Source organism: Litorivita sp. NS0012-18, from assembly GCF_040371945.1.
GTDB lineage: Bacteria > Pseudomonadota > Alphaproteobacteria > Rhodobacterales > Rhodobacteraceae > Litorivita.
In genome coordinates this window covers 106,858-129,890 of record NZ_BAABWS010000001.1, presented here as the reverse complement: position 1 = coordinate 129,890, position 23,033 = coordinate 106,858, and the positions used below count along the sequence as shown (strand labels likewise).

22 protein-coding genes are annotated in these 23,033 nt (G+C 61.6%); 10 read left to right on the top strand and 12 right to left on the bottom strand.

What is annotated here, in order from left to right; all coding sequences use genetic code 11:
- Positions 1-133: 133 nt before the first annotated feature.
- Positions 134-331 (top strand): DUF4169 family protein, encoded by a 198-nt coding sequence (locus tag ABWV64_RS00615; RefSeq protein WP_353342322.1) that lies wholly within the window; start codon positions 134-136, stop codon positions 329-331.
- Entirely contained in the window at positions 328-558 is a 231-nt protein-coding gene (locus ABWV64_RS00610) for a ribbon-helix-helix domain-containing protein (RefSeq protein WP_353342321.1), read from the top strand. The genes ABWV64_RS00615 and ABWV64_RS00610 overlap by 4 nt, the downstream gene beginning before the upstream one ends.
- Here ABWV64_RS00610 and ABWV64_RS00605 read toward each other — a convergent pair.
- The 3 genes from ABWV64_RS00605 to ABWV64_RS00595 are packed head-to-tail and all read right to left on the bottom strand — an operon-like array spanning position 542 to position 4,013.
- Positions 542-1,924 (bottom strand): cytochrome P450, encoded by a 1,383-nt coding sequence (locus tag ABWV64_RS00605; RefSeq protein WP_353342320.1) that lies wholly within the window; start codon positions 1,922-1,924, stop codon positions 542-544. The genes ABWV64_RS00610 and ABWV64_RS00605 overlap by 17 nt on opposite strands.
- Positions 1,921-3,207, bottom strand: a complete 1,287-nt coding sequence (locus tag ABWV64_RS00600) for a hypothetical protein (protein ID WP_353342319.1) — start codon at positions 3,205-3,207, stop codon at positions 1,921-1,923. The genes ABWV64_RS00605 and ABWV64_RS00600 overlap by 4 nt, the downstream gene beginning before the upstream one ends.
- Positions 3,208-3,260: 53 nt before the next feature.
- Positions 3,261-4,013: a cytochrome c biogenesis CcdA family protein gene (locus ABWV64_RS00595; protein WP_353342318.1), complete on the bottom strand. Its 753-nt coding sequence runs from the start codon at positions 4,011-4,013 to the stop codon at positions 3,261-3,263.
- A gap of 93 nt (positions 4,014-4,106) precedes the next feature.
- Between ABWV64_RS00595 and ABWV64_RS00590 the strand changes: the two genes are divergently transcribed.
- Positions 4,107-4,337, top strand: coding sequence for a sulfurtransferase TusA family protein (locus ABWV64_RS00590; RefSeq protein ID WP_353342317.1), 231 nt, complete (start codon positions 4,107-4,109; stop codon positions 4,335-4,337).
- A gap of 74 nt (positions 4,338-4,411) precedes the next feature.
- On the opposite strand, the gene ABWV64_RS00585 is transcribed toward ABWV64_RS00590, so the two are convergent.
- Complete coding sequence (locus ABWV64_RS00585; RefSeq protein WP_353342316.1) at positions 4,412-7,165, bottom strand: Rne/Rng family ribonuclease; 2,754 nt, start codon at positions 7,163-7,165, stop codon at positions 4,412-4,414.
- A gap of 579 nt (positions 7,166-7,744) precedes the next feature.
- On the opposite strand from ABWV64_RS00585, the gene ABWV64_RS00580 reads away from it, so the two are divergent.
- Positions 7,745-8,956 (top strand): glycerophosphodiester phosphodiesterase family protein, encoded by a 1,212-nt coding sequence (locus ABWV64_RS00580; RefSeq protein WP_353342315.1) that lies wholly within the window; start codon positions 7,745-7,747, stop codon positions 8,954-8,956.
- A gap of 86 nt (positions 8,957-9,042) precedes the next feature.
- Here ABWV64_RS00580 and ABWV64_RS00575 read toward each other — a convergent pair whose 3' ends face one another.
- The 5 genes from ABWV64_RS00575 to purC all read right to left on the bottom strand — a co-directional run bounded on the left by ABWV64_RS00575 (position 9,043) and on the right by purC (position 13,917).
- Positions 9,043-10,377, bottom strand: a complete 1,335-nt coding sequence (locus ABWV64_RS00575) for a sigma-54-dependent transcriptional regulator (protein WP_353342314.1) — start codon at positions 10,375-10,377, stop codon at positions 9,043-9,045.
- 6 nt (positions 10,378-10,383) lie between these two features.
- A complete protein-coding gene (locus ABWV64_RS00570) occupies positions 10,384-12,102 on the bottom strand; it encodes a sensor histidine kinase (RefSeq protein WP_353342313.1) in 1,719 nt (572 codons plus the stop codon).
- Between the two features lie 91 nt (positions 12,103-12,193).
- Positions 12,194-12,862, bottom strand: a complete 669-nt coding sequence (gene purQ / locus ABWV64_RS00565; protein ID WP_353342312.1) for a phosphoribosylformylglycinamidine synthase subunit PurQ — start codon at positions 12,860-12,862, stop codon at positions 12,194-12,196.
- Positions 12,862-13,092: a phosphoribosylformylglycinamidine synthase subunit PurS gene (gene purS / locus ABWV64_RS00560; protein ID WP_353342311.1), complete on the bottom strand. Its 231-nt coding sequence runs from the start codon at positions 13,090-13,092 to the stop codon at positions 12,862-12,864. Before purS ends, purQ begins: the two co-directional genes overlap by 1 nt.
- 63 nt (positions 13,093-13,155) lie before the next feature.
- Entirely contained in the window at positions 13,156-13,917 is a 762-nt protein-coding gene (gene purC / locus ABWV64_RS00555) for a phosphoribosylaminoimidazolesuccinocarboxamide synthase (protein ID WP_353342309.1), read from the bottom strand.
- 159 nt (positions 13,918-14,076) lie between these two features.
- Between purC and ABWV64_RS00550 the strand changes: the two genes are divergently transcribed.
- The 3 genes from ABWV64_RS00550 (at position 14,077) to bmt (ending at position 17,747) form a co-directional block, all read left to right on the top strand.
- Positions 14,077-14,391 (top strand): DUF1476 domain-containing protein, encoded by a 315-nt coding sequence (locus tag ABWV64_RS00550; protein ID WP_353342308.1) that lies wholly within the window; start codon positions 14,077-14,079, stop codon positions 14,389-14,391.
- 261 nt (positions 14,392-14,652) lie between these two features.
- Positions 14,653-16,617, top strand: coding sequence for a phosphatidylglycerol lysyltransferase domain-containing protein (locus ABWV64_RS00545; RefSeq protein WP_353342307.1), 1,965 nt, complete (start codon positions 14,653-14,655; stop codon positions 16,615-16,617).
- A gap of 110 nt (positions 16,618-16,727) precedes the next feature.
- Positions 16,728-17,747, top strand: coding sequence for a betaine--homocysteine S-methyltransferase (bmt, locus tag ABWV64_RS00540; RefSeq protein ID WP_353342306.1), 1,020 nt, complete (start codon positions 16,728-16,730; stop codon positions 17,745-17,747).
- 21 nt (positions 17,748-17,768) lie between these two features.
- Here bmt and ABWV64_RS00535 read toward each other — a convergent pair whose 3' ends face one another.
- Complete coding sequence (locus tag ABWV64_RS00535; protein WP_353342305.1) at positions 17,769-18,929, bottom strand: PA0069 family radical SAM protein; 1,161 nt, start codon at positions 18,927-18,929, stop codon at positions 17,769-17,771.
- Between the two features lie 207 nt (positions 18,930-19,136).
- On the opposite strand from ABWV64_RS00535, the gene ABWV64_RS00530 reads away from it, so the two are divergent.
- Together ABWV64_RS00530 and ABWV64_RS00525 are read left to right on the top strand one after the other, a co-directional pair.
- Positions 19,137-19,838, top strand: coding sequence for a cobalamin B12-binding domain-containing protein (locus ABWV64_RS00530; protein WP_353342304.1), 702 nt, complete (start codon positions 19,137-19,139; stop codon positions 19,836-19,838).
- A gap of 96 nt (positions 19,839-19,934) precedes the next feature.
- Entirely contained in the window at positions 19,935-20,603 is a 669-nt protein-coding gene (locus ABWV64_RS00525) for a DUF1638 domain-containing protein (protein WP_353342303.1), read from the top strand.
- On the opposite strand, the gene ABWV64_RS00520 is transcribed toward ABWV64_RS00525, so the two are convergent.
- Positions 20,600-21,010, bottom strand: a complete 411-nt coding sequence (locus ABWV64_RS00520) for a SufE family protein (protein WP_353342302.1) — start codon at positions 21,008-21,010, stop codon at positions 20,600-20,602. The two genes, ABWV64_RS00525 and ABWV64_RS00520, sit on opposite strands and share 4 nt — an antisense overlap.
- 156 nt (positions 21,011-21,166) lie before the next feature.
- Here ABWV64_RS00520 and ABWV64_RS00515 point away from each other — a divergent pair, with 156 nt between their 5' ends.
- A complete protein-coding gene (locus ABWV64_RS00515; protein ID WP_353342301.1) occupies positions 21,167-21,676 on the top strand; it encodes a hypothetical protein in 510 nt (169 codons plus the stop codon).
- Positions 21,677-21,766: 90 nt separating this feature from the next.
- On the opposite strand, the gene rnd is transcribed toward ABWV64_RS00515, so the two are convergent.
- On the bottom strand, positions 21,767-22,927 hold the full coding sequence (rnd, locus tag ABWV64_RS00510; protein ID WP_353342300.1) for a ribonuclease D: 1,161 nt from the start codon (positions 22,925-22,927) through the stop codon (positions 21,767-21,769).
- Positions 22,928-23,033 lie beyond the last annotated feature (106 nt).

The window sequence follows — 23,033 nt, the reverse complement described above, 5'->3', positions numbered from 1 at the left end:
GCCGCCCTTTTTCGTGTCCGCTGCCGTCTTCTTGCCTTTGCTGCGCGAAGGCAGCGGCTGAACCGCCCTCACGGGGCGGGCGCGAGACCATTGTTTTGCTGGACACCATCACGGCCGCGGCTATCCTGCCCTCATGAGCAATGTCACCAACCTCAACCAGTTCCGCAAAGCCAAGGCCAAGCGCGAGGCCCGCGAAGAGGCCGACCGCAATGCGGTCAAATTCGGCCGCCCAAAGGCCGACAAGGAGCTCGAACGCGCGCGGGCAGAAAAATCCAAGCGCGATCTGGATGGCCATAAATCCGGTGACGGCGATGACGACACCGCCCCATGACCGAGCGCCCTGTTAAACGGTCCTTGACGCTGCACGGGCACCGCACATCGGTGTCTTTGGAAGATGAATTTTGGCAGGCCTTTCGCGAGATTGCCGCCGAAACATCAAAACCGATCAATGCTTTGGCCGCCGAAATTGATGCGCAGCGCGGCGCCGATCTGGGCCTTGCCTCCGCGATCCGGCTTTTCGTGTTGCGCCACTATCGCGGGCCTAATCGCGCGCGGTGATGCGCAGCCATATCCCGTCCTTGCCGCGCACCGTAAGATGGGCAACGGGCATCGCGGGGCGCTCGTTGACCACATCGAAGCGGTAGGATTTGAGCAGCATCGACAAGATCAGCGGCCCCTCAATCATGGCAAACCCCGCACCGGGGCAAACGCGCTGCCCCGCCGAAAACGGCATATAGGCACGGCGAAGCCCGTCGCGGCCATTGTCGGTGGCAAAACGGGCCGGATCAAATTCATCGGGCCGCTCCCAAATCCGCTCATGGCGCTGCAAATGCCACGGCGAAAGCACGATCTGCGCGCCTTTGGCGACCTTGCGCCCGCGAAACTGCTGCGGACAAGCCGCCTCGCGTACCATCATCGGCACGGGCGGATAAAGCCGCAAGGTTTCGCGAAACACATCGCGGCTGAGCGGCAATTTCTTCATATCCGAAAACGCGATCTGATCGCCAAGGGCCGCGCGCGCCTCTGCGGCCAGACGGTCTTGCCACTCGGGGTAGAGCGCCACGAGATAGAGCGCCCAAGCCAAGGCCGAGGCGCTGGTTTCATGGCCCGCGAGGAAAAAGATCGCCACCTGATCGACCATTTCTTCGGTGTCGAAACATTTGCCGTCAACCGGATCGGGCGTTGTCATGATCTTGGTCGCCAGATCCATCGGCGCACCGCCTGCCTCGATCTGCGCCATGCGCGCGGAGGTCAGTTCGGTGATCAGGCCGCGAATACGTTTTGCGGTCTCGAGGGTCGCACGCCGGTGCAGGCGCGGCATCCATTTGGGCAAAGGCAAAAGCGCGGCGATATTGACCACGGGTTGGCTGCGTTGATGGGCACGGAATTCGGAAAACACCGCCGAGGCGGTTTCATGCTCGATCGGGATCGAGAAAAGCGTGCGGAAAATCACATCCGCTGCCGCATGCGAGGCCTCTTCCTCGATCTCATGGGCACGCCCGTCCGCGGCCTTGCCGATCCGCGCCACCGCCGCCTCACCCGCCGCGACCATGGCCTCGAAACTGTCGCGCAGGCGCCCGCCCTCAAAGGCCGGATCAATGATGCGCCGTTGCCGTTTCCATACGTCGCCGTTGGTGACAAAGACCGAATTTCCGAGCAAAGGCTTGAGCCCTTCGCGCACGCGATTGGATTTGGGAAATTCGTCAGGGCGGGTCTTGAGCACCAGATCGACCAGTTCGGGATCGTTGCACATATAGGAGCGAAAAAACGGGGTTTTGAACTCGGCCATCCATGCGCGGTAAAGCCGCGCGGGCTGCGCCGACAGGATGTCTTGGCGAAAGAGTTTCAAGTAGCGCCATAGCGATACGCGCCCCTCGCGCGCGGGGGGTTTGGGCGGCATCGGGTGCATGGGGCAGCCGCTCATGACGCGGCCTTGGCGGTGAATTTATTGACCGGCGTCTCGATGCGGCTTTTGGAGGGCACGCGGCCATGGTAGCGCGCGGCCAAGGTTCGCGGGCCTGCGGTGATCTGGAAATAGTCATAATCGCGCGGCGCATCGAAAGCGCAGAGATATTGGAAATGCAGGCGGAAAAACCGCCAGCGCAGCGCTTTCCATGTTTCGGGTTTGAGCGATTGGGTGAAGGCCGCCGAAATCACCAAGGGCCAGCGTTTATCTGCGGGGGCCACGCCGCTGACCGCGACGGGATCGCAAAGCGCAAAGGCGCATCCGTCACCAGGCGCCGTGACATCGACCCATGCGAGGGACTGCGCGGTGGACAGATAGCAAAGATCGGCGCGCAAACGGTGGGCTTTGGGCAAGAATGACACCATCGGCACCACTTGTCCCAGCGACAAGAACCCCAAGGCCGGACCTTCGGCAGGCGCCCTGCCCGCGCGGATGAGATCGGCGAGGATCGACACCGCCAGATGCGCGCCCGAGCTATGGCCAACGACGAGCACCTCATCCACATCCTCCTCCAAAGCGGCAGCAATGCTATCGCCAAACTCGGCCATGCGGGCCTCAAGCCTGGGCGGATTGGCCCCGCCCCAACGCGCGGAATAGGCATAGTCATGCATCAGATAATAGGCGAAGAACCGGCCGTCCTTGCGCTTGAACCAATCCAGAATGCCCCAAACGGACAATGCGCCCAAGGCCGCAGCCAAGAGGGTGACGGGGTAGAAAAGCGCCGCTGTTTGAGCGTCCAAGGACAAGGCGAGAGCTGCCAGATTGCCGAGCATCATCGTGCCCACGAAAATCCCGTATCCGACCACCAGCGCCAAAATGAGCTGAACAATCAAGAACACCACCGGATAAAGCGCCGCGATCACCGGCCCCTTGCGCAGCCGCATCAGCCGCCAAAGCGCGCCAGAGCCGATATAGGCCCAAGCCGTGCGCAGCAGTTGCACATAGGTGGCGGGAATAGAATTGGACATGCTGCCGCGCACAATATCGGACCAGATCAACACCTCGACATCGGTCTCGACGGGCGCGCCAATATTGCCCGAAACATGCCACCCGTAGGGGCCGCCTTTGGTGGTTTTGGGGCTCAGGGTAATCTCATAGCCGCTGATCGCGGCCTGCGCGGCGCCTTCTTTGCGGTAAAGCTCGCGGTAGCGGCGCGGGTGAATCGGATCATAGCCGGGGATGTAGAACACCCGCCGCCGCCGCACGTTTTGCGCCTGATCTGATGGAGTTGCGTCACTCATACCCTTGCCTCTTGCCGCCGATCATATCCAGAAAATCAGGCAAGAGTAAGGATTTATCCAAGCTTTGCGAGGGCGGGAAAGGTTTCGAGCAGCCAGAAGGAAAAGGCCGAAAAACCGCCCGTCAGCATCATCAAACCGATGGTCCACAGCAAAAGCCCCATAACGCGCTCGATCTGCTCCATATGGCGTTTCATCCACGACAATGTGCCCGTCAGGCGCGGCAAGAAGGCTGCAACCAACAAGAACGGCACGCCCAGCCCGATGGCATAGACCGCCAAAAGCAATGTCCCGCGCGCGACCGAGGCCTCTTGCGCGGCCAGCGACAGGATCGCACCCAATTGCGGGCCGATGCAAGGCGTCCAGCCAAAGGCAAAGGCGAGGCCAAGGATATAGGCGCCGAAGGCCGATCCGCCCTTGTCCCCTGCATCCATACGCGCCTCGCGGTCCAGAAATCCGATCCGGTAGACACCGACAAAATGCGCGCCGAAAATCATCACGAGGATACCGGCGATGGTGTTGAACCAGCCTTGGAATTGTAAAAACAGTGTGCCGATGAGCGAGGCGGTGAAGCCCAAGAACAAAAACACCGTCGACAGGCCCAGCACGAAAAACAGCGCCGCAAGCATCACCGAGCGCCGCCGCGCGTCGCCCGATTGCAGATCGCCCATCGAGATGCCGCTCATATAGGCCAGATAGGGCGGCACGATGGGCAATACGCAGGGGCTGAGAAAGGAAATCCATCCCGCCGCCAGCGCCACAAACATCGCGGGCAACAGCCCCGCGTCGATAAAGTCGAATCCAATCATGTCACAGGCATAGCCGCACATCGCCCCGCCGTCACGCGGCCAGATGTCACAACCCTGTGGACAGGTTGAAACATGCGGCGTATCGAAAGCGCCATGAGTGAGATTGTCGAAATTGATGCGCGCGGGTTGATTTGCCCCTTGCCGGTGTTGCGCGCGCGCAAATGCCTGTTGGGTATGGCCCAAGGCGCGCTGCTGCACATCACCGCCGATGATCCGGTGGCAGTGATCGACCTGCCGCATTTTTGCGCGCAGGCGGGGCATGAGATGGTCGAAATCCGCGAGGGTCAGGACGGCGCGCATCTGTATGTGATCCGGCGCGGATAGGCCTTGGCCATTGCACAATAAAAAACCGCCGCGTGAGGGTCTCATGCGGCGGTTTTATTGTCTTATGCTTCGGGTTAGCGGCTCAGCGACCACCACCCTTTGCGCTTGGGTTTCTCGCCCTCGTCCTTTGCCTCCGGCGCGGCAGCGGGTGCCTGCGGCGTGGGTGTCGGCTCCGGTGCTGCGGGTGCGGGTGCGGGCGCAGGATCGGCAGCGGCGGGTGCCTCTACCGCAACCTCAGCCGCGGGAGCCTCAGCAGCAACGGTTTCGGCCTCTGCCTCGGGCTTTTTCTTGGCCCGCGAGCGGCGTTTGGGCTTGGGCTTCTCGGCGGCTTCGCCTGTCTCGGCTTCGGCGGCGGGTGCCTCCGTTTTGGCCTCGGCCTCTGCCGCGGCAGCCTTCGGCTTGCGGATGCGGGTGCGGCGCTTGGGCTTCTCGGCCTCTGCCTCCGCATCTGCCTGCGCCTCGGGCGCCTCGGCTTGGGTCTCGCCATCGGCTGCGGCCGCCTGAGCCGCTTCGGCTTTCTTGGCGCGCGGTTTGCGCGTGCGTTTGGGTTTGGGCGCTTCTTCGGCACTCTGCGTTTCGGCGTCTGCTTCTACGTTTTGCACAGCCGCATCGGAGGTCTGTTCGCTGTCGTTGTCGCTCGCTCCTGCGTCATTCGTGCTCTCGCCGTTCTCCGCCTCGCCATTACCATTCTTGGACCGGCGGCGACGGCGGCGGCGGCGTTTTTTCGGACGCTCTTCGCCCTCGCCCGCATCGGGGCCCGCATGGCGCGTGCCTGTCTCTTCTGCGGCATCCGCTTCGGCGTCCAAGGCCTCTTGGGCTTCGGCTTCGGCGGCGGCGTCTTCGTCGATCTGGTCCATCAAGGTCGTATCGACCGACACGACAGGCGCGGCGATCTCGGCCACAACGCGCGTGGCGGTTTTGAATTTCTCCATGGTGAAGTCAGGCGAGATCAGCATCGGGTCGCCTTCGACGCGCACCGACATGCCATAGCGACCCTCGATTTGCGCCACATGCTCGCGCTTGTGGTTCATCAAGAAATTGGCGATGCCAACAGGGCATTTGACCAAAACCTCACGGGTGCGGCGGCGGGTGCCTTCTTCTTCGATCTGGCGCAGGATCGACAGCGCGAGGTTGTCGTCCGACCGGATCAGGCCGGTGCCGTGGCACGAGGGGCAAGGCTGTGTCGTGGCCTCGATCATGCCTGGGCGCAGACGTTGGCGCGACATTTCCATCAGGCCGAAACCGGAAATCCGGCCCACCTGAATGCGGGCGCGGTCGGTTTTCAGCTTGTCCTTCATCCGCTTTTCAACGGCGGCATTGTTGCGGCGCTCGTCCATGTCGATGAAATCGATAACGATCAAACCGGCAAGGTCGCGCAGGCGCAATTGGCGCGCCACTTCTTCTGCGGCCTCAAGGTTGGTTTTGGTCGCGGTTTCCTCGATCGAGCCTTCTTTGGTGGCGCGGCCCGAGTTCACATCGATGGCGACAAGCGCCTCGGTGACGCCGATCACGATGTAGCCGCCCGATTTCAATTGAACCGTCGGGTTGAACATCGAGCTAAGGTAGCTTTCCACCTGATAGCGCGCAAAAAGCGGCAGGCTGTCCTCATAGCGTTTCACGTTTTTGGCGTGGGACGGCATGATCATTTTCATGAAGTCCTTGGCGATGCGGTAGCCGCGCTCGCCCTCGACAAACACTTCGTCGATCTCGCGGTTATAAAGGTCGCGGATCGAGCGTTTGATCAGATCGCCTTCCTCGTAAATCTTCGCGGGCGCGATGGATTTGAGGGTCAATTCGCGGATCTGTTCCCACATGCGTTGCAGGTATTCGTAATCGCGCTTGATTTCGGATTTGGTGCGTTTGGCGCCCGCCGTGCGCACGATCAGTCCCGCGCCTTTGGGCACGTCGATCTCTTGCGCGATCTCTTTGAGCTTCTTGCGGTCATCGGCCGAGGTGATCTTGCGGCTGATGCCGCCGCCGCGCGCGGTGTTGGGCATGAGCACGCAATAGCGGCCCGCCAGCGACAGATATGTGGTCAGCGCCGCGCCTTTGTTGCCACGCTCTTCCTTGACAACCTGCACCAGAATGATCTGGCGCACTTTGATCACTTCTTGGATTTTATAACGGCGCGGGCGCGGTTTGCGCACGGGGCGGATGTCTTCGCTGTCGTCCTCATCGGCGACAGATTCGATGCTTTCATCCTTGGCAGAGGCATCAGCGGCCTGCGTCTCATCGGCGTCGTCATCATGAGCGTCATCGTCATGGTCTTCGTGCTCCGCAGCCTCGTCGGCCGGCTCTTCGACCGGCGTTTCGGCAACGGTTTCCATCGGCGATGTGCCCTCGGGCACCTCGGCATTGGCCTCTGCGCTCTCGTCGAGATCTATGGTCACCATGCCGGAGATACCGCCCTCGCCCGCTTCGACCTCTTTGGTCGCAACCGCATCGTCGCTCTTGGCCTCTGCGGCTTTCGAACGTGTCCGGCGGCGGCGGCCGCGTTTGGGTTTTTCGTCTTCTTCCTCGCGCGCGCTTTGCGCTTCGGCATAGGCGCGCTCTTCTTCCATCAAGGCTTCGCGGTCGGCGACCGGAATTTGATAGTAGTCGGGATGGATTTCCGAGAAGGCGAGGAAGCCGTGACGGTTTCCGCCATAGTCCACAAAGGCCGCCTGAAGCGACGGTTCGACGCGCGTTACTTTTGCGAGGTAAATGTTGCCAGCAAGCTGGCGCCGGTTTTCGGATTCAAAATCGAACTCCTCGACCTTGTTTCCGTCCACCACCACAACGCGGGTCTCTTCCGCGTGGGTGGCATCGATGAGCATTTTCTTAGCCATGTTTTCCGTTTGCACGCAGACGAAAGCCGCCCTCCCGGGGGAGCGAGGCTTGTTCTGCGGTGTCTATCAGGGGACAAATGCGCGCGGCAGGGCGTGCCCGAAAGGGCCCCTGCTCCAACATACTGCTGTGTCGCGCGCTTCATCGCGGTTCTTCTCCGACGCTTGCCTCGTTTGACGTGCAAGCGCCCATTCATCGCCCGGAGCACCGGCCATAACAGGCGGGTGGCGGGCATCTCTACTGACAACCGAAGCTGTCCAATCGGTCTATTCGGCGGTGCGGGGTCTGCCCCAGATCCGGCCAAATAGCGAAACTCATGCGGCGGCCCCGTGATGGGGCCGATACCGTTCTTGCACCATAAGGCTTTCGAAGACGCAAAGACAATCCTAAAAAGCGGCGGTTATCCACAGGGAGGGCTATAGGGCGGCCAAATGAGCCCCCGCCGCGCCCGTCATGGCAGGGCCTCGATGTCATCACGGCGTCACCAAGGCTTCGCATTGCAGTCATGTGTTCGTCGCGCAAACGTCATGGGACGCAGGCAATCAAAAACCGACCTAACAGCCTAGAAACAGGACATTGATATGCTGCTCAAATCCTCTTGCGCCCTTGGCGCTCTTGCCTTGACCCTTGCCGCGCCGGCCCATGCCGAGCGGATCGAGCTAGGCCCCCGCCCTGCCTATCTGATCTCGCAAATGGCCGATGGTGCGCTCAAGGATAAATTGGCCTCCTGCGCCGATATGGAGCCGCAGCGCAGAGATTTTTCCATCGGTCACCGCGGCGCGGCGATGATGTTCCCCGAACATACCGAGCAAAGCTACCGCGCGGCGGGGCTGATGGGCGCGGGCATTGTCGAATGCGACGTGACCTTTACGGCGGACAAGCAATTGGTCTGCCGCCATGCGCAAAATGATCTGCACACCACGACCAATATCCTCGCCACCGATCTGGCGGCCAATTGCACCGCCCCCTTCACCCCCGCGCGGGGCGATGTCAAAGCGGGCGCCGAATGCCGCACCTCGGACATCACCTTGGCGCAGTTCAAAACCCTGAACGGCAAGATGGACGCCGCCAATAGCGCCGCCGCCGATGTGGCCGGTTACATGGACGGCACCGCCGCGTGGCGCACCGATCTTTATGCCACCACAGGCACGGTGATGACCCACGCCGAAAGCATCGCGCTGTTCAAGGAAATGGGCGTAAAATTCACGCCTGAATTGAAATCCCCTGCGGTCGACATGCCGTTTGGCGGGTTCACCCAAGCCGATTACGCGCAAAAAATGATCGACGAATACAAAGCCGCCGGCGTCGATGCATCGCAGGTCTGGGCGCAAAGCTTCAATCTCGACGACGTGCTCTACTGGATCAAAAACGAGCCGGAATTCGGCGCGCAAGCGGTCTATCTTGTGGAACTCGGCGAAGGCTTCGATGAGCAAGACAAATCCACATGGAAAGAGGATTTTGACGCGCTCAAGGCCATGGGCGTCAACTACCTCGCGCCGTCGATGAACATGCTGGTCACCGATGCGAATGGCACGATCGAGGCCTCGGCCTATGCGAAAGCGGCCAAAGCCTCGGGTCTCAAGCTGATTTCATGGACGCTGGAACGCTCCGGCCCCTTGGCCTCGGGCGGCGGGTGGTATTTCCAAACCGCAAAGGATGCGCTCAAATCCGATGGCGATTATTTCACCGTTCTGGACGTTCTGGCGCAAGAGGTCGGCATCGAGGGTATGTTCTCCGATTGGCCCGCGACCGTGACCTACTACGCAAGCTGCATGGGCAAAGGCACCAACTGACCGGCCCCGCCGCGCGATGGACAAAGGGCGGCCCGATCAGGCCGCCCTTTTCACATGTCCGATCTCGGGCCGTGCCCGCCGCGCGCTCAAAGGTAATCAGAGCGCTGCAAGCCGTATTTGGCCATTTTCTCGTTCAAGGTCCGGCGCGGCAGGCACAACTCTTCCATCACATTGGTGATCGACCCCTTATGGCGGCGCATCGTGTTGTCGATCAACATGCGCTCAAAGGCCTCGACATATTCCTTGAGCGGCTTGCCCTCGGTGGTCATGACCTGCTGCATCTCGTCGTGATCGGACATCAGCAGCGAGGCAATCGTGCCCGACCCGCGCCGCGATTGCAGCACCGCGCGTTCGGCGACATTGATCAACTGGCGCACATTTCCCGGCCAAGGGGCTTGCAACAATTGCGCTGCCTCTTGGGCCGTGACCTGCGGCGCGTCGCATCCGTATTCATCGGAAAACTGCTCGCTGAGCCGCGTAAACAGGGTCAGGATATCCTCGCCGCGCTGGCGCAGGGGCGGCACGGTGATCCGCAGCGCCGCCAGACGGTAGAACAGATCGGGGCGCAGCGCGTCTTCGCAGGTACGGTCCTGCTCTTGCATATTGCAAATCGCCACGATGCGGGTTTCGGGCGGCGTGCCCTCATCATTGATAAAGCTCAAAAGCTTGGCCTGAACCGCATCCGACATGGCTTCGACATCTTCCAAAACCAATGTGCCGCCGCGCGCCTCTTCGACCGCGGGCAATGTCGTGTCTTCGGGGTTCATCGGGCCAAACAGACGCTTGGACAACGCCTCCTCCTCCATCGCGGCGCAAGACAGCAGCACGAATTTCTTGCCCGCGCGCGCGCCGACCGCATGCAAGGCATGGGCGATCAGGGTCTTGCCGGTGCCGGTTTCCCCGTCGATCAGAACATGCCCGTCGGCTTGGCCCAGATCGAGAATGTCCTCCTTGAGGCGCTCCATCACGGGGCTGGCGCCGATGAGCTTTTTCATCAACTGCCCGCCATCCGACAATTCGCGGCGCAGGGCGCGGTTATCCAGAACCAGACGGCGCGCATTGGTGGCCTTTTTGGCCAATTCGGTCATGCGGTCGGGGTTGAAGGGTTTTTCGAGAAAATCAAACGCCCCGATGCGCATGGCCTCCACCGCAATCGGCACATCGCCGTGACCGGTGATCATGATCACCGGCAGCGCGCTGTCGGTGCCCATGAGTTTTTTCAAAAACTGCATCCCGTCCATTCCGGGCATCTTGATGTCGGAAATCACGATGCCGGGGTAATCGGCGCCCAACCCTTTGAGCGCATCCTCGGCGCTGGGGAAAGTTTCGGTGTCATAGCCCGACAGGGCCAGCCATTGGCTGATCGACTGGCGCATATCCTGTTCGTCGTCGACAATGGCAATCTTCATAGCCTTGGACATCGCTGATCACTCCGCTGCTTGTGTCTCGTTGGTTAAGATAGGCAGTTGCATTTCAAATACAGCCCCCCCCGCTTCGGCGTTGCGCGCCGTCAGCCGTCCCCCAAGGTCGTTGACGATGCCCGAGGAAATGGCAAGCCCCAGCCCAATCCCGTCGCCCGGCTGTTTGGTGGTGTAGAAAGGCTCGAACAGGGTATCGAGGTTTTCGATCCCGTGGCCATTGTCGCGCACTGTGAGGGTCGCGGTTTCGCCCGCCGACAGCAGGATATCAATCTGCGGGTCGTCATTGGCCTCGACCGCATCGAGCGCATTGCGCAGCAGGTTGATCAACACCTGTTCGATCCGCATCCGGTCGCCCATGACCTGCACCGGACCTTCGGGCAGAACGCGGGTGATCTTGACGTGGCGCTGACGCAATTGCGGCTCCATCATCGCAAGCGCCGAGGCCAGCGCATCGCCCATATTTACAGGGGCCAAAGCATCACCGCCCTTGCGCGCATAGGATTTGAGTTGCCGCGTGATCGCGCCCATCCGCTCGATCAGATCGTCGATCCTCTGGAAAGAGGACAGCGCCTCGTCGGGCCGGTTGCGGCGCAGCAAAAGCCCCGCGCCCGCCAGATAGGTTTTCATCGCCGCCAGAGGTTGGTTCAACTCGTGACTGACGGCGGCCGACATCTCGCCCAATGCGGCCAGTTTGGAGCTTTGCGCCAGCGTCTGTTCGGCCACGGCGAGGGTCTCTTGCATGCGTTTACGCTCGGCAATTTCCCGCTGCAGCCTTGCATTCAATGCGCGAAGTTCTGCCGACTCGGCTTGGAAAAACACCATGCGCGACGCGGTCTTGCGGCTCAGGAAGTAGAAGGCCAGCGCCAGCAGAATGGCGAATCCCATGATCTCGAGCGCAAGCACGCCGTTGACCTTTTCGCGCACCGAGGAATAGGTGGTGAAACTGGCCATACGCCAGCCGCGAAAGGCCACGCGCCCCTCCATCCGCATCACCGCCTCGCCCTGCAGATAGGCATCAACGGGCAAAGAGCTCCAATCGGCGGTGGTGGTGATGGCGCGCAAGATCGCGCTGCCCGCCGGTTCGCGCACCAAGGCCTCGTTCTCGGTCAGCCCGCGCCAGCGCGGCTCGGTCGCAAGGATGATGGTGCCGGCGCTGTCGGTGACCAGAACCGCATCCGAAATCCCTGCCCAAGCGCGCTCGAATTTGCGCAAATCGACCTCGGCGACGATCACGCCAACAACGTTGCCGCCGCTTTCGAGCCGCCGCGAATAGGTGAAGCGGTATCCGCCGACCTCGCGCTCCAGCACCGTGAACACCGTATCGGGCGCGCGCAGGGCATCCACAAAATAAGGCGCAGAGCGGTGGTTTTGCCCCAGCAAATTGCGATCCGTCGCCGCCACCGTGCGCCCGTCGCGGTCCATCAAGGTCAAGGAGGCGGCGCCGATTTCCTCGACAAAGGAAATCAGCCGCTGTGTCGAGAGCGCGTAATTGGAAGAATTGAGCGCCGCGATCAGCGTCGGATCGCGCGCCAATAGCTGCGGCACAATGGCGTTCTGGCGCAATTCGCTCAACAGGTTGCCCGAATAGAGCGTCAGCCGCAATTCGGCGCGGTTGCGGGTGTTTTCGGTAAACCGGTGGGTCAAGGCGCGGTTGGTGAAAAACACCGTCACCACCGCCAGAACCACCAAAAACCCGAGCGCCAGCCGCGTGCGCCAACCGGTCATCGGCGCGCGCTTGGCCGCCATAGCGGAAGCAGGAGAACGGGGCAGCAGTTTCATCGCCCCAGACTACGCCGCCCGCGCCGCTGCGGCAAGATCAGGCAGATACCGCCGCATCCACCAATGCGCGGAACATTGCCACCCCATCGGTATTGCCATGGGTTGCCTCAAAGGCCCGCTCGGGGTGCGGCATCATGCCGAGCACACGGCGGTTTTGCGACAAGACACCAGCGATGGCCCCGACCGATCCATTCGGATTGTCGGTATAGCTAAAGGCAATGCGGTCCTCGCCTTTGAGCCGCGCCAAGGTCTCGTCATCGGCGAAATAATTGCCGTCGTGGTGGGCGATCGGAATGTCGATCTGCGCGCCCTTGGCATAGCCCGAGGTAAAGGCGCTATCTGCGGTCTCGACCTGCAAACCGACGGTTTTACAGATATATTTGATCCCCGCATTGCGGCGCAGCGCGCCGGGCAACAGGCGGGTTTCGGTCAGCACCTGAAAGCCGTTGCAGATGCCGAGCGCATAGCCGCCCCGCTCCACATGGGTTTTGAGCGCGCCGCAGATCGGCGAATTGGCCGCAATCGCGCCGCAGCGCAAATAGTCGCCATAGGAAAACCCGCCCGGCACGCCGACGATATCGACGCCTTCGGGCAAAGCCGCGTCCTTATGCCAGACCATCGAAACCTTTGCGCCGGATTTTTCAAATGCCACAGCCAGATCGCGGTCGCAATTGGAGCCGGGGAAAACAAGGACGGCAGCGTGCATCACGACATCTCCACCGCGTAGCTTTCGATCACCGTATTGGCGAGCAGCTTTTCGCACATCTCGGTCACCTGCGCCTCGGTGGTGCCCTCGGCCAGATCCAATTCGATCACCTTGCCTTGGCGCACGCCATTGACGCCGTCAAACCCGAGGCTGCCAAGCGCGTGGCGCACGGCCTCGCCTTGCGGATCCAAAACCCCGTTTTTCAACATGACATGGACGCGTGCTTTCATTTCGGCTCTCCGTAAAGCTGCGGGTCGCCCCGCGGGATAGGTCAGATGCGCGGCTGCGCTGGTTTAGTTGATCAGCGTCGGCTTGCCGGGCTGTGGGTTGTTTTTGGGCATGACGCCCAAACGGGTCGCCACTTCGGTATAGGCATCGGTGAGCGAGCCCAGATCGCGGCGGAACACGTCCTTGTCCAGTTTCTTGCCGGTTTGCATATCCCACAAACGGCAGCTGTCGGGGCTGATCTCGTCGGCGACGATGAGGCGTTGGAAATCGCCATCATAAACGCGGCCGATCTCGATTTTGAAATCCACCAGCTTGATCCCGACGCCATACATCACACCGGCGAGGAAATCATTGACCCGCAACGCAAGGCTGAGGATATCGTCCATATCTTGCTGGCTGGCCCAACCGAAGGCGGCGATATGCTCTTCGGTGACCAATGGATCGCCCAATTTGTCGTCCTTGTAGCAATATTCGACAATCGGGCGCGGCAATTGCGTGCCCTCCTCAATGCCGAGCCGTTTGGCCATCGACCCTGCGGCATAGTTGCGCACGATCACCTCGAGCGGCACGATCTCGCAGGCCCGCACCAATTGCTCGCGCATATTGAGACGTTTGAGAAAATGCGTCGGCACGCCGACTTGTGCCAGACCGGTCATGAAATATTCGGACAGCATGTTGTTCAACACGCCCTTGCCCTCGATCACGGCCTTTTTCTCGGCATTGAACGCGGTTGCGTCATCTTTGAAATACTGCACAATCGTGCCCGGCTCGGGGCCCTCATAAAGGGTTTTTGCCTTGCCTTCGTAGATTTTCTTGCCGCGTGCCATGCCAGCTCCGTCCTTACAGGCGCGGATGAGTCCCCGCCGTCTTGTCGCCCTCTTAGTGCATGGGCCCGATTGCCGCAAGATCAACACCCCCTCTTGCGCCCAATGGCACAGAGTGCATACCTAAGAGATGATATTAACGGCAGCCGGGGGAGATTTCCCATGACCACATTCGATGACCGCGAAAACGCGTTTGAAGCCAAATACGCCCATGACGAAGAAATGCTTTTCAAAGCGCAGGCGCGCTGCAACAAGCTCTTGGGCCTTTGGGCGGCCGAACTGATGGGCAAATCGGGCGACGAGGCCACGGCCTATGCCGCTGCGGTGGTCAAAGCCGATTTCGAAGAGGCGGGCCATGAGGATGTGGTGCGCAAAGTGGTCGGCGATCTGGGCGATATCGCCGATGCCGACACCGTGCGCGCGAAAATGGCCGAATTCTTGGTTGTCGCCAAAACACAGCTGATGAAAGACGCCTGATTTCAGGCCCGCAATCACGGCGGCCAGTCGTTTCGATTTTTAACGGCTCTTGCAACATTCTTTATCGCGCGCGGCCCGCAGGCTGCGCGCGATTTTTATTTTAGATCAATTACTTGATGCAAATCTCTCGCAGAAAAAAACCGCACTCCCGAAACAACCGCGCCCAATTTCATTAAAGAGCAACAGGTTAAACACGCAGCGGTTAAGGCCTGCGTAACCTGCTGTGCTCTAGGCCCTTGGGGTGTGAGTGGGAGAACAAGAGTGCACAAGACAGCCCCGAACCGACGTCGCTCGGATCAAGACAACCGCAGCGCCGCAACCGCGGTGCCGAGCGCCGCGCGCGCCGGATCGCCAATCTGGATGCAACTGGCCAAACAGGCCCTGCCCTTGGGTATTGGCATCATCGGGCTTTGGCTTTTGTGGGGCCGCATTGCCGCGATGGATATCGCGCGGATCGGCGATGCGCTTGGCGCCGTTAGTGCGCCGCAATGGATTGCCGCCTTGGGGGCGACGGCTCTGAGCTTTTGGGCGGTGGGGCGCTATGACGCCGTGGTGCATCGCCATATGCGCACGGGGTTCAACACGCGCACCGCGACGATGACCGGGGCGCTTTCGGTCGCCGCCGCGCAAACCATGGGCATGGGGGTGTTGACCGGCGCTTTGGCGCGCTGGCGGCTGCTCCCCGAATTGGGCGTGATGACAGCGACGAAAATCTCGGCCACGGTGGCTTTGTCCTTTCTGGCCGGATGGGCTTTGATTACGGCCGTTGCGGGGCTGATGTTGCCCGGACCGGATTTTCCCGCCCTGCTCTCGGCTTTGGTGATCGCCGGTTTTGCGGCGCTTTTGGTCATGGCCTTTTTGCGCCCGGAGGCGCAGCTGTGGCGCTGGCATATCCGCTTGCCCAGCATCAAGGCGCTGCTCGCCATTGCCGGCTATACGGCGCTCGACACTCTTGCCGCTGCGGCGGCGCTACAGGTCCTGATGCCGGACACAATGGCGATCGGGCTTGAAAACCTCTATCCGGTGTTTTTGCTGGCGCTCGGGGCGGCGCTGATCTCCGGCACGCCGGGGGGCGTGGGTCCGTTTGAACTGGCCATGCTGACGCTTTTGCCGCATCTGCCCGAGGCCGAGTTGATGGCGGCGATTGTCGGGTTTCGCATTGTCTATTATGCTGTGCCCGCGTTGATTGCGGCGGCGTTCTTGCTGCGCCCGCGTAGCATTGCAGCGCGTCCGGACCCGCTGGGCGCGGGCTATAGCGCCGCGCTGGACCCCGATCTGAGGGAGGCAAAACGCTCGGAATTGGGGGTGATACGGCAAAACGGGGCGCGCGTGCTGCAAGCCTCGGGCGCCACCGCCGCCTTGGTCGAGACCGCGCAAACCATCACACAGCTGTTCGATCCACTGCGCGGCCAGAGCGCGGATCTGGCGCCCGCCTTGCGCCGTCTTGCGCGCGAAAGCAACAAGACCGCCTGTATCTACAAATGCTCGGCGCGCCATGCGCTGCGCTTGCGCCAAAGCGGGATGCGGCTTTTGCATGTGGCCAATGAAACCGTCATCGACCCTGCGCGCTTTGCGCCCCAAGGCAGCGCCTACCGACAGCTTCGCCGCAAGCTCAAACAGGCCGAAAAAGCGGGTCTCGACGTGGCGCGCGCGCATCATCTTCCCTTGGCGCAGATGGCCGAGGTTGATGCCGCATGGTCGGCCTCTCACGGGGTGGCGCGCGGCCTGTCGATGGGGCGCTATTGCGGTCAGTATTTGCGCGGGCAACGGGTCTTTACTGCCTATCTGGGGCATGAATTGATCGGATTTGTCAGCTTCCACGTCTCGAACCACGAAATGTGCCTTGATCTGATGCGCGCGCGCAGCGATGCGCCCGACGGCACCATGCATGCGCTGGTGAATTGCGCGATTGCCGAGGCGCGCGATGAGGGCCGGCGGCGCCTGTCCTTGGCCGCCCTGCCCGCCTTGCCGCCCGCGGGGGCCGCGCAAGGGCGGCGCGCGCGCGCGGTGGCACGGCTGCGCCATCTGGCGGCGCAAAAGACCGGCGGTCTGGGCCTTGTGCAATTCAAGATGTGTTTCAAACCACGTCTGGAGCCGCTCTATATGGCCGCCCCCTCATGGCCCGCGATGGCGCTGGCGGCGGCCGATCTGGCGCGCGAGGTGCATTTGACCCCGACGCATCCGCTCAGCCCCGCCCCGCCCCGTATTGGCGCGGCTGAGGTCTAGCCCACCCGCGCCGCCCTCATGATCATGATGCAGGAAATCAATTTGTCTTGTGCGGCCAAACATGCGAGGTGGTGCGCGAGAAATCACACAAGCCCGCAAAAGGTGAGCCGATGACCAATGCCTTGTCGAAAATGATCGAAACCCGCGAATGGATCCTCACGGATGGGGCCACGGGGACGAACCTGTTCAACATGGGGCTGACCTCTGGCGATGCGCCCGAAATGTGGAACGAAGAGCACCCCGACCGGATCAAGAATCTTTATAAATTGGCCGTCGACGCGGGGTCGGACCTGTTTTTGACCAATTCCTTTGGCGGCAACGCCAGCCGCCTCAAATTGCACAACGCCGAAAAACGCGCGCGCGAACTGTCACGAATCGCCGCCGAGCTGGGCCGCGAGGTCGCCGATGCGGCGGGCCGCCCCGTGGTGGTGGCCGGATCGGTCGGCCCGACGGGCGAGATATTCGCCCCCATGGGTCCGATGACGCATGAGTTGGCGGTCGAGATTTTCCACGAACAGGCCGAGGGCCTCAAGGAAGGCGGCGCGGATGTGCTTTGGGTCGAGACGATCTCGGCCCCCGAAGAATACAAAGCCGCCGCCGAAGCCTTCCGTCTGGCCGATATGCCGTGGTGCGGCACGATGAGCTTTGACACCGCAGGGCGCACCATGATGGGCGTGACCTCGGCGCAGATGGTTGAAATGGTCGAAGGCCTGCCGAACCCGCCCTTGGCCTTTGGCGCCAATTGCGGCGTTGGCGCGGCGGATTTGCTGCGCACGGTTCTGGGCTTTACCGCCGCTGGGGTCGAGCGCCCCGTGATTGCCAAGGGCAATGCGGGCATTCCCAAATATGTTGACGGGCATATCCATTATGACGGCACGCCGGAGCTTATGGCCGAATACGCCTGTCTGGCGCGGGACGCGGGCGCAAAGATCATCGGCGGCTGCTGCGGCACCATGGCCGAGCATCTGGCGGCGATGCATGAGGCGCTCAGCACCCGCCCCAAAGGCGCGCGCCCGACGCTGGAAACCATTGCCGAACGGATGGGCGGGTTTTCCTCGGCCAATGACGGCACCGGCGAGGGCGAAGACCCTGAAAGCACCCGCACGCGCGGACGCCGCCGCCGCAAATAAGCGCGGGGCCGTCGCTCCGACCTAAAAGAGAGACAATTGCCGATCCGCCTGCGCCTCCTGCGCGGGCGGATTTTTGGTTTTGCCCGCAGCGCGCTCGGGCGGCACAAACAGATCGCAGCGCAATGTGGGCTGCGCCGCATCAAGCCCCAATTTACGCGCCGACAAAGCAAAGCGTTTGGCGATCACATCGGCATAGGGCCCCTCACCGCGCATCCGCCTGTGCCAATCGCTGCGGTAGCTGGCGCCGCCGTGCATGGCGCGCACATGCGACATGACCCTTGCCGCGCGGTCGGGAAATTGCGTCTCCAGCCATTCCTCGAAGAGCGGCGCGACTTCGAGCGGCAGGCGCAGCATGATCCAACTGGCCGCATCGGCCCCCGCCTCCCTGCCCGCCGCCAAAAGCGCCTCGATCTCGTGATCGGTCAATCCGGGCACAACGGGCGAGGTCATGATGCGCACCGGAATGCCAGCATCAGAGAGCCGTTTGATCACCTGCAAGCGGCGCGCGGGCGGCGGGACGCGCGGCTCCATCTTGCGGGCGATATGGCGGTCCAGCGTGGTCACCGAAATCCCCACGCGGCACAGGCCCTCGCGCGCCATATCGGCCAGAATATCAATGTCGCGCTCGATCAACGTGCCTTTGGTGACAATCGCCACGGGGTGTTTCGCGGCGCAGAACACCTCAAGACAGGCGCGCATCACCCCTTCGGTCTTCTCGATCGGTTGGTATGGGTCGGTATTGGTGCCGATGGCGATCGGGGCGCAGCGGTAGGATTTTGCCGACAGCTCGCGCGCCAAAACCTGCGGCGCCTCGGGGCGCGCGATCAGTCGGGTTTCAAAATCCAAACCAGGCGAGAGGCCCAAATAGGCATGGGTGGGCCGCGCAAAACAATAGATGCAGCCATGCTCGCAACCGCGATAGGGGTTGATCGAGCGGTCGAACGGCAAATCGGGCGAGCGGTTATAGGTGATCAGACGGCGCGGGCGTTCATGACTGACCTCGGTGCGCAGAGGCGGCAAATCCTCGCCGATGTCCCATCCGTCATGCTCGGCCGCCCGCGCCGTAGCCTCATAGCGCCCAGCCCGATTGCTTTGCGCCGCGCGCCCCGGTGCAGGGCGGGTTTGCGGCGGCAACTCGGCGGCAATGGGCGGCAAGCCAAAGGGATCATCGGGTGTCATCATGGGGTGATTTTGGAACATAAAGAGAACAAATGCAATAACCCCAATATCTCTATGAGAAATATTCACACCCGCGAAGTGATTTTGCCTCTATAAGTCGGTCAAGCCTTCGCCTATGTCGCAATCTGCGCAGCTTCGACGCCGCGCGACGCACATTCTGGCACAAAGACCCGCATGCGCCGCAAGGTGCCCAGCCAAGGAAAGACCCGCATGTCTGACGAAGAAGACGACATTATCCTCGCTGATCTGGACGACGACGAGCTTGTCCAACAGATGTTTGACGACCTCTACGACGGGATGAAGGAAGAGATCGAAGAAGGCGTGAACATTTTGCTCGAACGCAACTGGACGCCTTACGACATCCTGACCAAATCGCTTGTCGGCGGTATGACCATTGTCGGCAATGATTTCCGCGACGGGATCTTGTTCGTGCCCGAGGTCTTGCTGGCCGCGAATGCGATGAAGGGCGGGATGGCGATCCTCAAGCCGCTGCTGATCGAAACCGGCGCGCCGCGTATGGGCAAGATGGTGATCGGCACGGTCAAAGGCGACATTCACGACATCGGCAAGAACCTTGTGGCGATGATGATGGAGGGCGCGGGCTTCGAGGTGGTCGATCTGGGCATCAACAATCCGGTCGAAAACTACATCGACACGGCCAAATCCGAAGGCGCCGATATCATCGGCATGTCCGCCCTTTTGACCACAACCATGCCCTATATGAAGATCGTGATCGACACGATGGTCGAGCAAGGCATCCGCGATGATTACATCGTTCTGGTCGGCGGCGCGCCTTTGAACGAGGAATTTGGCAAGGCCATCGGCGCCGATGCCTATTGCCGCGATGCCGCCGTTGCGGTGGAAACGGCCAAAGACTTCATCTCGCGCAAGCACAATCAGACCTCGGCCTAGGGGCTGCGCCGCGTTTGAACCGCATCAAGGCCCGCCTCATGTGCGGGCCTTTTGCATTTGACCGCCCGAAACCTCCCGCCGCATAAAGACCGGATCATGACCCGCCCTGCCGCCCCCGATATTTTGCCCGACGACGCCACTTTGACCAAGGATGGCGCCTTGCTGCGCGCCAGCGGAGCCCGTGTGCTTTTGGTGGCCTGCGGGGCTTTGGCGCGCGAGATCGTCGATCTTCGGGCGGTGAACGGCTGGGAGCATCTGGAGATCGCCTGCCTGCCCGCGATTTTGCACAACAGCCCCGAAAAAATCGCCCCTGCCGCGCGAGCGATCATCGAGGCGCGCGGCGCGCAGTTTGATCAGGTCTTTGTCGTCTATGCCGATTGCGGCACCGGCGGCGCGCTTGAGGCGCTGTGCCGCGAGACGGGCGCGCAGATGATGCGCGGGCCGCATTGCTACGCGTTTTTCGAAGGGGTCGAGGCCTTTGCCGCCAAGGGCGACGCCGATATGACCGCCTTCTACCTCACCGATTTTCTGGTGCGCCAGTTTGACGCCTTTGTCTGGCGGCCTTTGGGGCTGGACCGGCATCCCGACCTGCTTGGCACCTATTTTGGTCATTACGAACGGCTGGTCTATCTGGCGCAGGTCGATGATCCGGCGCTCGACCTCCAAGCGCAGGACTGCGCGCGCCGCATGGGCCTTGCCTATGAGCGCCGCTTGACCGGATATGGCGATCTGGCCATCGATCTGGCGCGTGTGGCGAAGGGTTAGGCTGCCTCGGCCGCCACTTGGTGAATGCGTTCGATCATCGCGCGCAGCCCGTTCGAGCGCTGCGCCGAGAGGTGATCGTTGAGCCCCAAGCGCGCCAGTTCTTCGGCGGCTTTGACCTGCGCCACCTCTTGCACCGACAGCCCGTTGTAGAGCGCGCGCAGCACCGCAATCAGCCCCGAGACAATCATCGCATCGCTGGCCCCGTCGAAGTGGAGCACGCCGCCCTCGATGACCGGATGCAGCCAGACCTGCGAGGCGCAGCCGTCCACCTTGGTCGCTGGCACGCAAAGCGCCGCGTCCAGTGGCTCCATCGCCTTGCCCGCGTCAATGACATAGCGATAGCGGTCTTCCCAATCTTCCAAAAACTCGAAATCCGCTACGATGTCTTCGAATGCCGCGCTCGCCATAGCCCTATGCCCTTTGCCAGATTGCCAATAGCGCACAGGTAAGCGCCGCGCTCCCAAAGGTCCAGCCCCCCAAAGCCGCGCGGCGAAAACTGCCTTGTTGCTTTTCAAGCGCGCTGCAATAGGGTAACTGCGATAAAAAGACCAAGAGGCAGGGACATGCGCACATCCATTATCGCCCTTTCCATTTCATCGCTGCTGCTTGCGGGCTGTGGCGGCGGGTCCGTCGGCACATCGCGGTATAATCCGGTCAATTGGTTTGGCAAAGACCGCGCGCCAGAGGCCGTTTCGACCGAGGTTGGCGAGAAAAACCCGCTGATCCCCGAACGCCAAGCGGCAAAGCTGAAATCCAAAGAGGCGGTCTATCTGGGCACCTCGGTCGAGAAAATCACCGCGCTGCGCCTCGAGGCGGCCCCGGGCGGGCGGATTTTGCGCGTGGAGGCCGTGGCGCAAACCCAGCGCGCCTTTGACGTGCGGCTGATTGCCGAGCCGTCCGATGAAGGCACCTTGGTCTATACGCTCAAAGCCGCCCATCCTGACCGCGCCGCTTATGGTCCCGATCGCAGCCGCAAAATCACCGCAGCGCTGTTTTTGACCGATCAGGATTTGCGCGACATCAAAACCGTGCGCGTCGCGGGCACCAGCAACGCATTGAGCGTGCGCCGCTAGGGCGATACGCGCGGCAACACAAAAAAACGGCGCCTCCGTATCGGGGCGCCGTTCTTTTATATATCAACAGCTTGCACGGCAAAGCTCAGGTCAGTCGAGATCGACGATCCGCACCGAGCTTCCCTTGGCCGAGAGGGCGATTTTACCCTCGCAAAGCCGCAAGGCATCATTGCCAAAGACCTCAAGCCGCCATCCGGTCAGCGCAGGCACATCGCGCATCCCCGCGGCAATCGCATCCAGATCGGCAGCAGGCGCGATCAGCTTTGGCGCAACGCCGGAGCTTTCGGTCTTGGCCTTGATCAACACGCGCAGCAGATCGGCCAAGGCGGGATTGACCTGTAGCTTGTCGCGCTCATTGCTGACCTTGGGCATTTTGTCGGGCGGGCAATTGAGCCCCGCTTTGACCGCAGCCAAAATCCCGTCGGCAATCTCTCCGCGCCGCGCCTCGCGCAGCAAGAGCCGCGAGCGGCCGAGATCTTGGGGGTTTTGCGGTTTGGTCGAGGCCAGCTCGACCAAAGCATCGTCTTTATAGACACGGTTGCGCGGCACGTTGCGCGATTGCGCATATTCTTCGCGAAACCGCGCCAATTCGCGCACAATGGCCAAAAACTTGCCCGATGTGGTGCGGGTCTTGACGCGTTTCCACGCCTCCTCGGGTTTGACCACATAGGTTTCGGGCGAGGTCAGAACCGTCAATTCCTCGCGCACCCATTTGGCGCGCCCAGTGCGCTCCAGTTCGGCGGCGAGATGCTCGTAAATCAGCCGCAGATGCGTGACATCGGCCAGCGCGTATTTTTGCTGTGCCTCGGTCAGGGGGCGGCGCGACCAATCGGTAAAACGCGATGTCTTATCAACGGGTTGCTTGGCAATCTTGCGCACCAGCGTCTCATATCCGGCCTGTTCGCCAAAGCCGCAGACCATGGCCGCGACCTGCGTGTCGAACAGTGGATCGGGGATCACCCCCGCATCGACATAGAAAATCTCGAGATCCTGACGCGCCGCGTGGAAAACCTTGACCACCGAGGTGTCGCGAAACAGCTCGTAAAGCGGCTCCAAAGAGATGCCCTCGACCAGCGGATCGACCAGAACCGCATTGCTGTCATCCGGCCCAGGCATGGCCAATTGGATCAGGCAAAGTTTGGAATAATAGGTCCGCTCGCGCAGGAACTCGGTATCGACGGTCACGTAATCATGGCCGCGCGCTTCGGCGCAATAGGCGGCCAAATCTTCGGTTGTTGTGAGTGTTCGCATCAGGGGTCGATCTTTGCTCGTCTTGTTATGGTTGTGCCCACGCCCTAGGCCGCAGGTATAGACCAGATGATCGGGTTTGGAAAGTGGCCTGCCGCCCCTGCCCGCA